This window comes from Embleya sp. NPDC050154 (genome assembly GCF_044460165.1).
Classification (GTDB): Bacteria; Actinomycetota; Actinomycetes; order Streptomycetales; family Streptomycetaceae; genus Embleya.
Genome location: NZ_JBITJP010000001.1, coordinates 597403 through 613070 on the forward strand (window position 1 = coordinate 597403; position 15668 = coordinate 613070).

17 protein-coding genes are annotated in these 15668 nt (G+C 71.5%); 5 read left to right on the plus strand and 12 right to left on the minus strand.

The features are described from left to right. Window positions 1-217 precede the first annotated feature (217 nt). The 3 genes from ACIBSV_RS02775 (at window position 218) to ACIBSV_RS02785 (ending at window position 3714) form a co-directional block, all read left to right on the plus strand. A complete protein-coding gene (locus tag ACIBSV_RS02775) occupies window positions 218-793 on the plus strand; it encodes a GNAT family N-acetyltransferase (protein WP_395859094.1) in 576 nt (191 codons plus the stop codon). Window positions 794-927: 134 nt separating this feature from the next. Beyond that, the gene (locus ACIBSV_RS02780; RefSeq protein WP_395859095.1) at window positions 928-2268 is read left to right on the plus strand and encodes a nucleotidyl transferase AbiEii/AbiGii toxin family protein; all 1341 of its coding nucleotides are present in this window, start codon (window positions 928-930) and stop codon (window positions 2266-2268) included. Window positions 2269-2361: 93 nt separating this feature from the next. After that, a complete protein-coding gene (locus ACIBSV_RS02785) occupies window positions 2362-3714 on the plus strand; it encodes a hypothetical protein (RefSeq protein WP_395859096.1) in 1353 nt (450 codons plus the stop codon). On the opposite strand, the gene ACIBSV_RS02790 is transcribed toward ACIBSV_RS02785, so the two are convergent. Then, window positions 3700-4014, minus strand: a complete 315-nt coding sequence (locus ACIBSV_RS02790) for a hypothetical protein (protein ID WP_395859097.1) — start codon at window positions 4012-4014, stop codon at window positions 3700-3702. The two genes, ACIBSV_RS02785 and ACIBSV_RS02790, sit on opposite strands and share 15 nt — an antisense overlap. Window positions 4015-4346: 332 nt before the next feature. Between ACIBSV_RS02790 and ACIBSV_RS02795 the strand changes: the two genes are divergently transcribed. Continuing rightward, entirely contained in the window at window positions 4347-5006 is a 660-nt protein-coding gene (locus ACIBSV_RS02795; protein ID WP_395859098.1) for a hemerythrin domain-containing protein, read from the plus strand. 213 nt (window positions 5007-5219) lie between these two features. Here ACIBSV_RS02795 and ACIBSV_RS02800 read toward each other — a convergent pair whose 3' ends face one another. The 3 genes from ACIBSV_RS02800 to ACIBSV_RS02810 all read right to left on the minus strand — a co-directional run bounded on the left by ACIBSV_RS02800 (window position 5220) and on the right by ACIBSV_RS02810 (window position 7816). Beyond that, a complete protein-coding gene (locus tag ACIBSV_RS02800) occupies window positions 5220-5825 on the minus strand; it encodes a short chain dehydrogenase (protein ID WP_395859099.1) in 606 nt (201 codons plus the stop codon). A gap of 126 nt (window positions 5826-5951) precedes the next feature. Continuing rightward, window positions 5952-6494, minus strand: coding sequence for a DUF1772 domain-containing protein (locus ACIBSV_RS02805; protein ID WP_395859100.1), 543 nt, complete (start codon window positions 6492-6494; stop codon window positions 5952-5954). 254 nt (window positions 6495-6748) lie between these two features. Beyond that, a complete protein-coding gene (locus ACIBSV_RS02810) occupies window positions 6749-7816 on the minus strand; it encodes a threonine/serine dehydratase (protein ID WP_395859101.1) in 1068 nt (355 codons plus the stop codon). A gap of 64 nt (window positions 7817-7880) precedes the next feature. Here ACIBSV_RS02810 and ACIBSV_RS02815 point away from each other — a divergent pair, with 64 nt between their 5' ends. Further along, on the plus strand, window positions 7881-8792 hold the full coding sequence (locus tag ACIBSV_RS02815; protein WP_395859102.1) for a LysR family transcriptional regulator: 912 nt from the start codon (window positions 7881-7883) through the stop codon (window positions 8790-8792). Between the two features lie 82 nt (window positions 8793-8874). Here ACIBSV_RS02815 and ACIBSV_RS02820 read toward each other — a convergent pair whose 3' ends face one another. The 8 genes from ACIBSV_RS02820 to ACIBSV_RS02855 all read right to left on the minus strand — a co-directional run bounded on the left by ACIBSV_RS02820 (window position 8875) and on the right by ACIBSV_RS02855 (window position 15627). Continuing rightward, window positions 8875-9783 (minus strand): SDR family NAD(P)-dependent oxidoreductase, encoded by a 909-nt coding sequence (locus ACIBSV_RS02820; RefSeq protein ID WP_395859103.1) that lies wholly within the window; start codon window positions 9781-9783, stop codon window positions 8875-8877. Continuing rightward, complete coding sequence (locus tag ACIBSV_RS02825; RefSeq protein WP_395859104.1) at window positions 9780-10841, minus strand: LLM class flavin-dependent oxidoreductase; 1062 nt, start codon at window positions 10839-10841, stop codon at window positions 9780-9782. The genes ACIBSV_RS02820 and ACIBSV_RS02825 overlap by 4 nt, the downstream gene beginning before the upstream one ends. A 202-nt stretch (window positions 10842-11043) precedes the next feature. After that, window positions 11044-11835, minus strand: coding sequence for an ABC transporter permease (locus ACIBSV_RS02830; RefSeq protein ID WP_395859105.1), 792 nt, complete (start codon window positions 11833-11835; stop codon window positions 11044-11046). Further along, on the minus strand, window positions 11832-12815 hold the full coding sequence (locus ACIBSV_RS02835) for an ATP-binding cassette domain-containing protein (protein ID WP_395859106.1): 984 nt from the start codon (window positions 12813-12815) through the stop codon (window positions 11832-11834). The genes ACIBSV_RS02830 and ACIBSV_RS02835 overlap by 4 nt, the downstream gene beginning before the upstream one ends. A gap of 428 nt (window positions 12816-13243) precedes the next feature. Continuing rightward, window positions 13244-13675 (minus strand): SHOCT-like domain-containing protein, encoded by a 432-nt coding sequence (locus ACIBSV_RS02840; RefSeq protein ID WP_395859107.1) that lies wholly within the window; start codon window positions 13673-13675, stop codon window positions 13244-13246. 20 nt (window positions 13676-13695) lie between these two features. Next, complete coding sequence (locus tag ACIBSV_RS02845; protein ID WP_395859108.1) at window positions 13696-13956, minus strand: hypothetical protein; 261 nt, start codon at window positions 13954-13956, stop codon at window positions 13696-13698. Continuing rightward, complete coding sequence (locus ACIBSV_RS02850) at window positions 13953-14342, minus strand: DUF2089 domain-containing protein (RefSeq protein WP_395859109.1); 390 nt, start codon at window positions 14340-14342, stop codon at window positions 13953-13955. The genes ACIBSV_RS02845 and ACIBSV_RS02850 overlap by 4 nt, the downstream gene beginning before the upstream one ends. Before the next feature lie 202 nt (window positions 14343-14544). Further along, window positions 14545-15627, minus strand: a complete 1083-nt coding sequence (locus ACIBSV_RS02855) for a protein kinase family protein (protein ID WP_395859110.1) — start codon at window positions 15625-15627, stop codon at window positions 14545-14547. Window positions 15628-15668 lie beyond the last annotated feature (41 nt).

Genomic DNA, 15668 nt, shown 5'->3' on the forward strand with positions numbered 1-15668 from the left:
CCGGCCCGTGTCCCACCCCCCGGCCGGGCTGGCAAACCACCGCGCGCCGGGGGGCGGGGGGGCCCCGCCGCGCCCCGCCGGGGGGGGGGGGGCGGGCGCCCCCCCCCCCCGGGGCCCCCCCCGCCGGATGGTGTGCGCTGTGCGACGGCGGAATCACCCGGCGGTGTGCGCGTCACCCGGTCGGCAAACGGTTTGACGGGTGCGGAACACTTTTCCCATGTCCACCGCCGTACGCAGCCCCCACCCGCAGACCTGGACGATCGCCCCCGCCGCGGTCGGCTCTCCCGAAGCGCTCGCGCTGCTGCGGGCGTACTTCGTCGAGGTCAGCGATCGGTACTACCGGCTGCACGAGGGCCGGGACTCGACGCCCATCGAGATCGAGGAGGGCTTGGCCGACGCGCCGAGCGACCACCTCGCCCCGCCGCGGGGCCTGTTCCTGATCGGCCGATACGGCGGCGAGCCGGCCGCGTGCGCGGGGCTGCTGCTGCGGGACGCGCGTACCGCCGAGTTGACCCGTGTGTTCATCCGACCCGACCTGCGCGGCACCGGCGGCGGCCGGCGCCTGATGGCGGCCGTGGACGACGCCGCCCGCCCCTTGGGCGTGGCCCGGATCGTCCTGGACACCCGCCTCGACCTGGTCGAGGCCCGCACGCTGTACACCAGGAGCGGCTACGCGGAGGTACCCGCGCACAACAGCGGCAAGTACGCCGAGATCTGGTACGCCAAGGACCTCGACGGCACCGACCGGCCCGAGCCGGCCGGAGCCGGCGTGCACCGGCCCGATCGGGCCTGAGCGGTTCCTACCCGGTCCGATCCGCTCGAACGGGTCCGACCCGGCTCGAACCGAAGGGACTTCGCGCCGTCCCGCGACGGGAGGTCGCCGGACGGGGACCGCGACGGTGACTGCCACGACGAACGGAAGCGGCCATGACCGACAACAGCGGGCACGACACCTGGGACAGCCTGGGCTGGGGGCCGTGGGACGAGCAGAGCCTGCCGACCGAGCCGTTGGACGAACGCGTCCGCCTGGCACGGCAGTTGCCTCGGACCCTGGTCTCCGTGACCGGCCCGGGGGTACGTCAACGGCCGGTCTTCGACCCCGCGTTGAAGCATTACGGCAGCGCCATGCGGGCCGGTGAACCGCAGTTCACCGCCCCCGGGACCGCCGAACGCTGGCACACCGCCCGCCGACAGGCGGTCGACCACGTCCTGGCGGCGGTGGCGGACTCCCCGTGGGCCGAGCACCTGGTGCTGCGCGGCAGCATGTTGCTCCGGGCCTGGTACGGCGCCGCCGCGCGCGAGCCCGGCGACCTCGACTTCGTCGTGGTACCGGCCACCTGGGACGTGGTCGAGCCGCGCACCGACCGGATGTTCGCCGCGATCGCGCGCGGTGCGGACGCCCTCTCGCGTACGCACACCCCTTCCCACAGCGATCCGGGCGTAAGGATCGACGCGGACGGCGCGATCGACGACGAGATCTGGACCTACGACCGGGTACCCGGCCGGCGCCTGGTGCTGCCGTGGCACGCGGACGGACTGCCGTCGGGCACCGTGCAACTCGACTTCGTCTTCAACGAGTCGCTCCCGTCGGCGGCCGAGTACACGGACGTACCGCGTCGGGACGGGTCGGGCGCGCACCGGATCCTGGCCGCGACCCCCGAGCAGTCGCTGGCCTGGAAACTGCTCTGGCTGCTCTCCGACTCCTACCCCCAGGGCAAGGACCTCTACGACGCGGTACTGCTGGCCGAGTCGACGACGTTGGGCGCCGATCTGCTGCACCGGACCCTGGTGGCGGGCGAGCCGCATTGGGCCGGACGGCGGATCACGGCCGGTGCGTTCGTCGACCAGGAGGCGGACTGGGACGAGTTCGCCAAGGAGTACCCGGACATCGGAGGCGCCGGCGCCGAGTTCATGTCGCGGCTGCTGACGGCGCTGGAGCCGGTGTTGGCCGAGGAGGACGAGCAACCCGCCACCGACGGCTACGCGTGGCGGCTGCGGTGGCTCGACCCGCTGTTGCCGGACGCGCGCCGGGAGGCGGCGCGCGGCGGCATGACCGCGCTGGCGGCCTGGCTCAAGAGCCGGGCGCTGGGCCTGGCCGAGAGCATCGTGATCATCCGCGAGGTGGTCGGCCCTGAGCAGTGCACGCCGGAACAGGCGGCCGAGGCGTACGTGGCCCAACTCCCGTACACGTCGGGTGAACTCGGCTACTACACGCGCAACCCCGACGTGATTCGGAACGCGCTCGCGGCGCTGCGCGCCCGGGTCTGACCACGCCGGTCGGCGCGTCGGCCCCACCCACCGGACAGGTCCGTCCTGCCCGCCCGACAGGTCGGCTCCACCCACCCGACAGGAAGCACGCCCGTGAACAGCATCGAACGGTCCGTGGCCAAGGCCGTCTTCACCCTGGCGGATCCCGCCCTCGTGCCCGTCCTGGTGGCCCGGCTCGGCGCCGAACTGGCGCCGGCGCTGCGGGCGATGGCGTCGGTGCCGACGGTGTTGGCCGACGCGGCGCGGGCGTCGGGCGACGCCGCGTTGCAGGCCGCGATCGAGGCGCGTGAGTCGGGCGAGACGGGCGGGAGACGCGACGATCGGCCTCGGCCGACCACCGCGCCGCCGCTCCCGATGCCCGCGTTCGTCGGGTCCGAGCGGTCCGGCGCCGCCGAGAGGCCGGTCGATCGGGCCGCTCGCGGCGACCTCGCCACCGACGAGGTGGACGCGTTGTCGAACCTGGACGATCCGCACGTGGACGCCGCGCTGTTCGCCGGTTCGCTGCTGCCCGACGCGGAACGCGCCCGGCTGCTGGCGGGCGTTCGCCGCGACGGGACGCGGGGGCGGGTGGCCGAACCGCTCATCGCCCTGCTGTGGGGCGCGGAGCTGGGTCGCTGCGCGGCGTGGTTGGCCGCCGGGATCACCTCGGGCGATCCCGAGGTGGCCCGCGTCGTCGTCAACCGGCTGCCGCTGCGCACCGAGGCGGGCCGACTGCGGGTGATCGTGGGCGTCTGGACCCGACACGGCGTCGACGAGGCCCGTCGGGTCCTGGCCGAGGCCGATTTCCCCGCCGACGTGCGCGAACCGATCGAGGACGCCTTCGCCCGGGGCGACGGCCTGAGCCTGTTGCGCGCACGCCTGGCCGCCGAGGAGGACCCCGAACGGGTCGCCGCGTTCCTGTGCGAGGCGGCGCGCGAGGGCGAGGACGGGGGGCAGCGCGGCCGGGTCGACGCGATCCTCGCCGACGGCGGCGGCATGCCCTGGGCGGAGCTGATCCGTTCGCATCGGGCCGCCGCGCTGCCGCTCGTACTGCACGATCGGCTCGCCGAAGCCCCGGACTGTCCACACGAGTTGCTGATCGCGATGTTGGCCGGAGGACTGGCGGCGCGCAGCCGGGAGGAACGACCCTGGCTGCACGAGGCGTTGGCGGCCGGCCGGTTGTCCGGCGCCGACCTGCTCCGGCACGCCCACCCGGCTCCGGTCGTGTTGTCGGTGCTGGCCGACACGGATGCGCGTACGTCGCCCCGGTGGTGGGCCTCGGGCGCGCCTCGGGCCGAGGCGAAGGCGCTGGTCGAGGAGTTTCTGGGAGCCGATGTCGAGGCGTGGATAGTGGCCATGCGCCTGTTCCCGGAATTCACCGGCACGATCCCGGAACTGCTGGCCACCGCACGGGCGGTGGCCGGCGATCCGGCCGGTTCGGCGCGGAGCGCGTCACCGACCGGGTGACCCACCGGCCGGGGTGGGCGCCGAGCCGGCGAGCAGCTCACCCGTCTTGTCGGCCGCCTCCCGATCGGGGTGCTCGCCCTCCTCCGCAGCCGCGGCGACGCTGAGCAGGTCGAGCTGGGTGGGTCCGGTGGTGTGATCGGTGGCCTCGGCGGCCGGTGTCCACGACCCCCGGCAGGAGATCGGCGCGTCGTCGGCCCGCGCGTGGCCGGGGTCGTCGTGCCGCCAGACCGCGTGTGTCTCGGTCACCGCGACGCGACGACCGCACACGCCGCAGGTGCCTCGTGGCCGGTGCGTATTCATACCCCCATGATGTCCGACAGGACGGACAAGAGCCGTCGGCCCACCCGACCCGTCGCCCGGGACGGCGGCGCGACGACCGTGTGTCGGCGCGACCGGTCGTGCCGGTGCCGTCGGCGGATCCGTGGGTTCGGGAAAGTCTCGGGCCGGGATCGGTCACATTCGCGATCCGGGATTCGTCATTGATGTGTCGGGCGGCAGCGAGCCGCCGAGTACGAGTCGAAGACGAGCCGAACAGCCGAACGGACCGGAACCGGCGCGCGGTTGCACACCGCGCCGCCGGGCGATGCCGCGCGCCGACGCCGGGTCGGCGGATCACGCGATCGGAGCACACCATGACGCGCAAGACCTTCAAGAACGACATGTCCATGATGTACACGTTCCACGACGCGCTTCGGCGGGAATTGGGACGGATCGCCAGGATCACGGCCGACACGAGCGACGACCCGCGTCGGGTCCTCCAGGCGGCGATCGGTTGGGAGATGTTCAAGCGCTACCTGCACGTACATCACGGTGCCGAGGACGACGTGCTGTGGCCCGCGATTCGGTCGGCTGTGCGGAACCGGCCGGACGAACTGGCCGTGCTCGACGCGATGGAGGCCGAACACGCCATCGTCGACCCGGGCCTGAACGCCGTCGACGCGGCACTGGCCGACCGCGAAGGCGGCCCGGAACGACTGGCCATGATCGTCGAACGGCTGGTCGGCGGCCTGGGCGGACACCTCGCGCACGAGGAGGACGAGGCACTCGAGATCATCGACGCGCACGTGACGCCGGACGTGCTCCAGCGCTTCGGCGCCGAGCACCGCATCCGGATCGGCGACGACAACCCCCGGTACCTGCCGTGGCTGCTGGACGACGCGAATACGGACAATGTCGCGGCCGTACTCGGCCTCCTGCCCGAACCCCTGCGCGCGGCCTACCGAAACGAGTGGCAGCCCGCGTACGCCGGACTGGACATCTGGGGACCGAAGAGGGGCTCGACGGAGGTCTGAACGCGCCGCGTCCGCACGCGGGAGCCGCCCGACCCGAAGGCGCGCACGCATCGGGGGTGGCCGAGCCCACACGGGCCTTCGGCCATCGAGCGCCGACGGACCGGGCGGTCACCCGCGGGCGGTCGAGCGCCGGAACCACGATCCTTGCGCGAGCTCCATGGCGCCGCGGGCGAGGAGAGGTGGTGGGTCCGAGGGGGTTGGACGGCGGATCGGCTACCAGCCCACGCGCAAGGCCCGGCCGGTCTCCACGCCCTCGATCGAGCGGCGGTACGCCATCGCGGCGACGGCGGCGTCGACCGGCGGGAAGCCCGGGAAGGACGAGTCGTAGGCGTCCATCGACTCGGTGAGCACCGTCGGGCTGACCGAGTTGATCCGCAGCCCGCGCGGCAGTTCGACCGCGGCGGCGCGTACGAACGCGTCGATGCCGCCGTTGGCCATCGAGGCCATCGATCCGGTGCGGATGCTCTCGCCCGAGAGGATGCCGGTGATCAGCGTGAACGAGCCGTTGTCCGCGACGAAATCGAGCCCGGCCCGGACCAGTTCCACCTGTCCGAGCAGCTTGTCCAGCGCCGCGCTCCTGATGTCGTCATGGCTCAGTTCCGCGACCACCTTGAACGGCACGCCACCGGCCGCACACGCGACCGCGTCCACCCGGCCGACCTGTTCGTACATCGCCGCCACCGACGCCGGATCGGTGATGTCCACCGCGACATCGGTCTTTCCGCTCCGGGAGGCGGTGACCACGTCGTGCCGTGCGGACAACAGCGTGGTGACCGCCTTACCCAGAGTGCCGGTGGCACCGACCACGAGGACCTTCACAACAACCTCCGATGCGGACGAATATCGCTCCCGATCCTTGCCTGTGCGACCAGGATGAGCAATAAATCCGTCGAAACCCGCCGGCGGCGAGAGCACGCCGGCGGCCCACCCGGCCCACGTCGGTGCTCAGACCCCGTTGCGGCGGTGCAGGCGGATGGCCTTGGCCATCGCGACGGCGGCGGCGGTGGAGAGGACGGCGCGGATGCCGTTCCAGATGTTCCAGGTGCTCTCGAAGTCCGCGCGGGTCTTGGCCGGGTCGGTGCTGCCTGCGGCGGCGAGTGCCTCGTTGAGGGGGACGTTGATGCCGGAGGTGGTCAGGACGGTGGTGGTGTAGAGCGCGAGCGCGGCCAGGGTCCAGCGCATGAGGGTGGTGCCGCCGCCGCGCTTGCGGAGTTTCCAGGCGGCGATGGCGGGGGCGGCGAGGGCCGCGGTGAAGACGGTGAAGAAGAGCGGGTTCTCGATACCGGTGTTGATCTGCTGCATCGAGTGCACGAAGTCGGCGTCGTCCTTGGTGCCGAGCAGCGGCATGACGACAGCGGAGAAGGCGACGTAGGTGCCGGCCATCAGGGTGTTGGCGACGGCACCGGCGGTGAGCCAGCGGCCGACGGTGTCCCGGGTGCCGGCGATCGCGTCGGTGCCGGCGGTGAGCGTGTGGTTGATCGCAGCCATGACGAACTCCCGTGAGAATGAGGGTGGTTGGTGGTGAGGCGACGGCCCGCGTCCTCCGCGTCCGGCTGCCTCGCTCCCCGACACCTCAAGACTCTCGCGTCTGCCCACCCCGAACAACGGCCGATCTCCGAACCACCCTTAACCCCTGGGTTACCGTTCCCCGGCGGACCACTTCGGCACCGCACACCGTGGTTCTCGGTGCGCCCGGGCCGACCGACGACCTCACCTCACCTCACGTCACCGCACCGCCCCGCTCACGTGTGGTCCCGGCCCAGGGAGGTGATTTCGGCGAGGGAGGCGTTGCCACCGGTGCACACGACGGCGATGTTCAAGCCCTTGAACTCGGTGGGGTGGGCGAGTACGGCCGCCAGTGCGGCGGCGCCGGCGCCCTCGGCGAGGGTGTGTGCGTGGGTCGCGAGCAGCCGTTGTGCGCGGGCGATCTGCGCGTCGGTGACGAGCAGGAAGTCGGCCAGGCCGGTGGTCCGCAGCAGGCGCTGGGGGAGTTCGAAGCCGCGACCGGTGGCCAGGCCCTCCACGACGGTGGCGTTCGCCCGGGTGACGCACGAGCCGGTCCGCCACGAGTCGTGCGCGGCTGGAGAGGCGGCCGACTGTACGGCGAACACCCGGCAGTTCGGTGCGAGTTCGGCGGCCACGAGCAGCGCGCCGGCCGCTCCGGTGCCGCTGCCCACCGGGACCAGGATCGCGTCCAGGTCGGGTCGGGCCGTGAGGATCTCCAGATATGTGGTGCCGACCCCGGCCACCAGGCCCGCGGTGTCGCCGGGGCTGATCAGGAGCCCGCCCCCGGCGACCGCGTACTCCTCGGCCCGCGACTGCGCGCCGGCCATGTCCGCGCCGTGCAGCAGCACCTCGGCGCCGAGCGCGCGGACCGCCCGCACCTTCGCCGGGTTCGCCTCGGCGGGCATCACCACCGTGCAGGACGCGTCGAACGCGGCGCACGCGTAGGCGATCGACTGCGCGTGGTTGCCGGTCGAGTAGGTGACCAGGCCCCGGGCGCGCTCGGCGGGGCTCAGGCCGGCCAGCAGGGTCAATCCGCCCCGCACCTTGAAGGCCCCGACCGGCTGGACGTTCTCGTGTTTGACATACACGTGTGCGCCCGTGGCCGCGTCGAGTGCGGGATACGACCACATCGGCGTCGGCGGGAGGTGTTCGGCGAGAAGATCGCGGGCCGCCAGGACGTCGGCGAACGTGGGGTCGGCAGTGGTGCCGGTGGTGTCGACTGTGCTGACCGTTGCGGCTGTTTCGGTTGTTTCGGCGGCCGGGGAAGCGAGGTCGGCGGCTGCGAAGGCGGGGTCGGCGTCCATGCCGCCATCGTGGGGTGCCGACATCCCATCGGTCCAATGCCAGTCTTCTCGGATATCCATAGACATGATTGATAGGTTGCCGAGCGTGCTCGACGTCACCCGCCTGCGCGTGCTCGCCGCCGTCGCCCGGCACGGCTCGGTCACCGAGGCGGCCCGGGTGCTGGGGTACGCGCAGCCCTCGGTCAGCCACCACCTCTCCCGCCTGGAGGCGGAGACCGGCAGTCGGCTGATCCAGCGAGTGGGACGGGGCATCCGACTGACCGACGCGGGACGCACGCTGGCCGAGCGGGCCGAGGAGATCCTGGGCCGGTTGGACGCGGCCGAGGCCGAACTGGCCGCCTACACCGGACTGCGCGCGGGCCGGGTCCGGCTGGCCGCGTTCCCCTCCGCACTGGGCACCTTCGTACCGCGCGCCGCGGCCGCGTTCAGCGCCGCTCATCCGGCCGTCGAGCTGCGCCTGGTCGAGGCCGAACCACCGCACGCGGTAAGGCTGTTGCGCGCCGGCGAGGTAGATGTCGCACTGCTGTTCACGCACCCGGGGCAGCCGGTGGAGAGGGGCGACGGGCTGCGTCGCACCCGGCTGTTGGTCGAGCCGATCCACCTGGTGACGCCGATGGGGACGGTCGGTGATCGGCTCGTCGACCACGCGCGACGACGCTGGATCACCGGGTGCGAACGTTGCCGCACACACCTGATCCGCTCATGCGCGATGGAAGGGTTCGTACCCGAAGTCGCCTTCACCACCGACGACTACGTCGCCGTCCAGGCACTGGTCGCGGCCGGCCTCGGCGTCACCACGCTGCCCGGTCTGGCACTGGCGGCGCAGCACAACGCGGCGGTGCGCACGGTGCGACTGCCCGATCAGGAGCGGCTCGTCGACGCGGCGGTGCACGGCGCGGCGCCGGATCCACCGGCCACCGCCGCGTTGTTGGGCGAGTTGGTCCGCGCGGCGGCGACGGCACTGCCACAGCCGTGACCGGGAATCGGCCCGCTGTTCTCCGGGACCTGCGGGCCGAGCGAGCGAGCGGGCGGCCCGGGCCGGCGGATCGTGCCGGCGGTCAGTCCGGCGCGTCCCCGTGGATCCGGACCAGGATCTGCGGATTGGTGACATGTACCGGGACGTTGTCCTCGTCGAACAGGCCGAGTCGGTGGAGCGCGCCGCCCTCGACCGGGATGACCGCGCCGGTGGTGTAAGCGGACAGGTCCGAGATCAGGAACAGGACCGCGGCCGCGACGTCGGCGGGCGTGCCCCGGCGGCGCAGCGGGACCCCTCGGCCCGCGAGCTCCGGGTCCTGCGCGGCGGCGGTCGCGCGCGGCGTGGTGATCGAGCCGGCCGCGATCCCGTTGACCCGGATCCCGTACCGGCCCCACTCCAGGGCCAGTGTCCGGGTCAGCCCGAGAACGGCGGCCTTGGCCGTGCCGTAGCCCACGTGATAGGGCGCGGCGACCACGCCGCCGGTGGAGTTGATGGTCACGATCGAGCCGGGCGACTCGTGCGCGACCAGGTGCCGGGCGACGGCCTGGGACAGCCACATCACGTGATGCAGGTTCAGCTCGAAGGACTCGTCCCACTGCGCGCGGTCGAAGTCCAGCGCGGGCGCCCAGTGCGGCAGCAGGCTCCCACCCACCACGTTGACCAGTCCGTACAGTTCACCGGGCGCGGCGGCGGCCCGCTCCAGCACGGTCGCCACTCCTTCGGCGGTGGAGACGTCCGCACACACCGTGCGCAACGTGCCACGCGGGCCGACTGGCCCCGCCGAATCCGCCGGCCCCGTCGAATCCTGCGTCCCCGTCGAATCCGCCAACTCGGCTTCGATCGCGGCCAATCGCTCGGCGTCCCGATCCACGCCCAGCACGGTGGCACCGGCTTCGAGCAGCCCGCGCGCGCAGGTGGTCCCGATCCCGCCGCCACCGGCCCCGGACACGATCACCGTCCGCCCGGTCAACCTGATCCGCTCCGCTATCACCGCTGCCGCACTCCCTCGGTCGTCGTGTTCGTATCGGTCACCGGCCCGTCGCCTCGTGCCGGATCCGCGCCGGTGCCGCGAGCCCGGGCCGAATTCGCGCCGGCGGACCGCAGTCGAGGCAGCACCTCGTGGCCCAGCGTGGCGATCTGCTCACGCGCCGCTTCGGGGGACACGCCGGGCACGTGGATCCGCAGGTTGAGGCACGTGGCGCCGATCTCGGCCCGTACCGCAGCGAGTTCGTCGGCAAGCGCGACCGCGTCGTCGTGGCAGGCGAACCCGGTGCCGCGCCAGTGCCGTTGAGCCGCCGCCGGGGTGTAGCCCCGATACACCCGGGACTGCCGCTCGAACGCCTCGCGCGGCGGATCTCCGATCCACACGCGGCGGATCAGCACGCGAGGCCCGGCACCGCCGGCGTCGAGGTATCGATCCGTCAACTCGCGCAGCCGGGCCGGCTCCGAACCACCGTCGAAGAGGATGCCCGCACCGGCCTCGGCCGCTCGGCGCACCGCGCCCGGACTCATCGCCGCGCTCACCACGGGCACCGGTCGCGCGGCGCACCCGGACAGGGCCCGGTCACCGGCCAGTTCGCCCAGTTCCGTGCCACGCAGCAACTCGGTCAGCCGGGGCAATCCCGCCCGAAATCCGGCCGCCCGGGCCGCGAAGTCGAGGCCCATCAGCCGAAAGTCGAGTTCCAGTCCGCCGGGCGCGACCCCGACGCCGACCCGCCCGGGATGCAGCGCGGCCAGCCACGCCACCTCCTCGGCGAGCATCGCGACCGGCCGCAGCGGGAGTAGTACGGGGGCGGCGGCGGCCCACCCGGAGGGCATCCGGTCCAGCATCCAACCGGCCACCTGGAGTGGATTGGGCAGGTACCCGGCGAACCCGCCGTGATGCTCACTGGTCATCACGCCGTCGAAGCCGCTCTCCGCGCCGAGTACGGCCTGCCGGATCGCCTCTCCGGCCACGCCCGACGCGTCGAGCCCGTCGTGCGGATAGATCCGCAACGAGATCGACCCGGCCCCGAACGGCACCGTCGCGGCGACCCGTTCCGCCGACATACCACCACATCCCCTCGATCGGGTGCCGGCGATCATGGCAGAGCGGGCGTGCCGAAAAAACCACCACGAGGTGTGATACCGGCTGGGGGATCAAGAGGAACCGTGGTCGGCGCCGAGAAGGGACTTGCGCGGTGAAACCCCCGGCGGCATCGGTACGCGGCACTCGGGCGAGACGAGCCCCGGGGCCGCGGGCCCGCGCCGGCTACTTCGGGTCGCGGTTGAAGCGCACCGTCGACCAGCGGTAGCCGAGCCCGATCAGGCCGCCGCACCAGGCGATCGCGAGCCATCCGTTGTGGCCGATCTCGGTGCCGAGCAGCAGGCCGCGGAGGGTTTCGATGGCGGGGGTGAACGGCTGGTACTCGGCGATCGGTCGGAACCAGCCGGGCATCGTCTCGGCCGGGATGAAGGCGCTCGAGACGAGTGGCAACAGGATCAGCGGCATCGCACTGTTCGCGGCCGCTTCGGGGTTCGGGCTCGCCATTCCCATTCCGACCGCGATCCAGGTCAGCGCCAAGGCGAACAGCACAAGCAGGCCGAACGCCGCGAGCCATTCCAGGGCCGAGGCGTCGGTGGACCGGAAGCCGATGGCCACGGCGACGGCGCCCACGAGAACCACGCTCATCACGCACTGGAGCACGCTGCCGAGGACATGCCCGACGATCACGGAGCCGCGGTAGACCGCCATCGTGCGGAAGCGGGCGATGAGTCCTTCGGTCATGTCCATGGAGATGTACACCGCGGCCCCGATCGCGGTGCTGCCGATGGTCATCAGCAGGATGCCGGGGACGATATAGGCGGTGTACTCGGAGCGGTCCGCGCCGCCGCCGTCGATGCCCGCGCTCATTACGTCGCCGAAGATGTAGACGAAGAGCAGCAGCAGGACGATCGGCGTGAGCAGCAGGTTCAGGGTTCCGGAGGGGTAGCGCCGGGCGTGCAGGAGGTTGCGGCGCAGCATCGTGTTCGAGTCGCGTACGGCGAGGGAGAGGGAGCTCATCGGACAGCCTCCTTCGGCTGGTCGGTGCCGCCGGTGAGGGCGAAGAAGACGTCGTCGAGGTCGGGGGTGTGGACGGTGAGTTCGTCGGCTTCGATGCCGGCGGCGTCGAGTAGGTCGAGGATGGAGCGCAGTTCGCGTTGGCCGCCGTCGCTGGGGATCTGTAGGGACAGCGTCTCGTCGCGGCAGGTGACGCCGTGCAGGGCGGCGGCGGCGCGTTCGTAGGCGCGTGGGTCGGTGAATCGGAGCCGGACGTGCCCGCCGGGGACGAGTCGTTTCAGCTCGTCGGCGGTGCCCTCGGCGGCGATCTTTCCGTCGTGGAGCACGGCGATGCGGTCGGCGAGTTCGTCGGCCTCGTCGAGGTATTGGGTGGTGAGGAGGACGGTGACGCCGTCGGAGACGAGTTCGCGGATGATGCCCCACATGTTGTGGCGGCTGCGCGGGTCCAGGCCGGTGGTGGGCTCGTCGAGGAAGATGATCCGCGGGTTGCCGACCAGGGTCATGGCGATGTCCAGGCGGCGTTTCATGCCGCCGGAGTAGGTCGAGGCGGGCTTCTTCGCGGCCTCGGTGAGGTCGAGGCGCGCCAGCAACTCGGCGGTGCTGCGGCGGCCCTCGCGCTTGGGGAGGTGGTGCAGGTCGGCCATGAGGTGCATGTTCTCCTCGCCGGTGATCAGCCCGTCGACGGCGGAGAACTGCCCGGTGACGCCGATCGCGGCGCGGACTCCGTCGGGTGAGGCGGCGACGTCGTGGCCCGCGACCTGGGCCTGTCCGCCGTCGGCGCGGATGAGCGTGGAGAGGATCTTGACCGCGGTGGTTTTGCCGGCGCCGTTCGGTCCCAGCAGTGCGAACACCGACCCCGACGGGATGCGCAGGTCGATGCCGTCGAGCACGACCTTGTCGCCGTACGACTTGCGCAGATCGGTGGCGTGGACAGCGGCGACGGCGGATGACCGCCGACCGTCGCCTTGCCTGGATACGGGCATGACGGAAGAAGGCATGAGCCCTACCATTCGAAGGCTGAAGTGGTGGGAAAATCGAGTGGGTTGAGATCGCGAGGAAGGCGGCGGCGCTCAGTGCGGAGCGGCGCACGCGGTACGCAGCGGCATGCGGTGCGCGGTGGCATACGTGGATGCCCGGGGCGACCGTATTCGCGCGGGGAAGGAGGGTCCATCAGGCGTGGCGGGGCGACGCCCACTCATCAGCCGGCTCGGGGGCTGCACCCACTCGACGAGCCGAGTTACCACGCTGTTCGGGCCGGTGAGCCACAACTCCCGTTCACCGGGGTCTCGGCGGCGCGGAGGCCGGGTCGGATGCTGCGGCCCCGCCGAGTGACGGATTGCCGCACACCCGTGGCCACAAGTTCACCGGCCGATCCCGTGATCCGGGTGGGCGACCGGTGCCGTGGCGGGGGTTACTCGCAGAACACCTGTACCTTTCCGTCGGCCTGGTCGACATCGATGGTGATGTCGTCGAGCTGCTCGACGAACTCCTCGAGGTGCTGCGGCTTGAGCTCGGTGAGGTCGATCGGTACTCCCGACTGGTTGAGCTGTGCATTGACCCGGGTGAGTGCCTGCGGAGGCAGCAGGCTCGTGAGCCGGACCCCGGCGCGCAGGAGCTGCAACGGGATCTGGATGTTGACGTGGCCCGGCCCGTCGCTACCGGGGTCGTCCGTCCAGGTCACCAGTACGCGCAGGTACTTGGGCCGGGGCTTCGGGCGGGGCGCGGCTCCCGTCGGCGACTCGGAGTGCTCTCGTTGCACGGCGTCGATCAGCCGCTCGGCCTCGTCCGCGGTGATCTTGCCCCCGGCCAGCATCTGCAGGATCTGGCGGCGCTGCTCGTTCATTGTCGCGTTTCCCCTCTGACTCATCTGACGCTTACCAGCACGGCCGTTCGGCCGAGGTCCAACTCGAATCGGGTGCCGGGCAGCGCCCACAGCAGTTGCCCGGTGCCGCGCAACGCGCCCATCGGGCGTATCCCGGCGACGCGGCACGCGATCAGTCCGGCCGGCACGGCGAGCAGCAGCAACGGCGACAACACCAGCAGGACCGGCAGGACCGGGACGTACAGCCCCCGCCGGCGGCCGTCGGGACGGCGACGGCGTACGGTCACCAGGTACGGCATCATCGGGACTTCCCCAGTTCGGTGAGCGCCTGCTGGACGTCGATCTCCCCCCGCTGCAGGCGGTCGACGACATCGGAGCTGGTGGGCGCCGGGTCGGTGTCGACGAAGTCGAGGGCTTCGGCGATCCGGTTCAGCCGGGACTTGATGGTCGGGTAGCTCACCCCGAACATCCGCTCCATCTCCTTGATCGAACCGTGCGACCGTACGAACGCGGCGACGAACACCTGGTCGTCGGCGCTGAGTTGAGCCAACTGCGGCGTCTCGAACTGTCCCTCGATCGCGATTCCGCTGCCGGTGAGGCGGACCCGCTCGACGACGAACGGTTGTCCGTGCGTCAGGTCCGTCAGTTCCTGCCAGTCCACCCTCGGCTCCCATACGTCCGGCGACATGCTCGCCATTCATTTGTACATTGAGTTTCTTAAGATGCCAACCCGTGAGCATTGATTTTTCTAAGTTGATCTTCAATAACGAGGTCTGCTGACCCGATGTGCTCCCATTTGGCCTCCGGGTGGGCGGCTCCCCTGGTGGCGACCTCGGCCGTGGCGGCCCGGCGCCGTATGGCCGCCGGACGGTCGAGGCGAGGGAAGTGGTTCAGTTCGGGGTGGTTGGGCCGGAGCCGAGCTGCCGTTCGATCTCGGCGGCCGGAAACGGTGTCTGCTTGCTCTCGGTGAGCAGACGGCGGTGGAAGGAGCCCAGGACGACGGCAGGGCGGGCGTGTCGGTCGATGATGGCCGCGATGTCGGACGGGATGCCGTCGGGTCGCCGGCCTGCGATCCAGTCGTGCAGGAAGGCTTCGCGGTCCGTGTCACCGCGCACGCCGTCGAGCAGGTGGTATCGGAGCAGGTGGCTCGTGGTGTAGCAGTGGTCGTACGCGAGGTGCCGCGAGAGGAAGCGGGACTCGTCCGCCGAAAGGTCGAAGCCGGAGCTCAGGGCGAGTCCGAAATCGGCGAAGTAGAGCCGGTGGCCATCGGTCAGGATGTTGGCGAAGTGAGCGTCGAAGTGCACGAGTCCGCGAGACCTCATGAAGGCGGCTCCGCTCGTCAGCGCTTCCTCCACCCAGAGGTGGGGCGAGCCGTCCCCGCCTTGCGCCGCGGCGGTTTCGCGGTGGTCGGCCAGCCATCCGGTGAGGGTGTGCGGCAGATGTTCCAGGAAGAGCACCAGGCTGTACGAGGACCGGGCGATGGCCTCCAGTCGGGTGCGAACGGCCGGTGATCCCTCCCAGTGCGCGACGGCCCCCTCCAAGCCCCCGAGCTCGTCGATGAATCCTTCGGGAGGGGAGTCGGGCAGGATCCGCCAGTGGTACATCAGGGGGAATCCCGCATACTCGTCGCCGAGAACCCAGTTGGTCGTCATGGTGTGCACGGCGAGTTCCCGCCAGGCTCCGAACCCGGCGGAGCCCACCCCGTACTGGTAGAACAACGGCAGCCCGAAGACGTTCGCCGTGGACCGCACGTTCTCCGGGCGCAGTTCGGTGTCCGTCAAGGGGATGCGCTTGACGAAGACGCGCGTTCCGTCGATGTCCAGTTCCGCCGACCTGCCGCCGATGCCGGACCCGAGCGGCGCCGCGGCTGCCACGACCTCCCCGAGGCGGTGGTCGCTCAGCAAGGAGAGCCGAGTGCTCACGGTCCCGTAGCCGGCCGGACGTGCGGCACGCGGCGCAACCTGCTCCGGCATCGACGGCTCCTCGGTGCCCGAACCAGGGCTTCGGCATACCC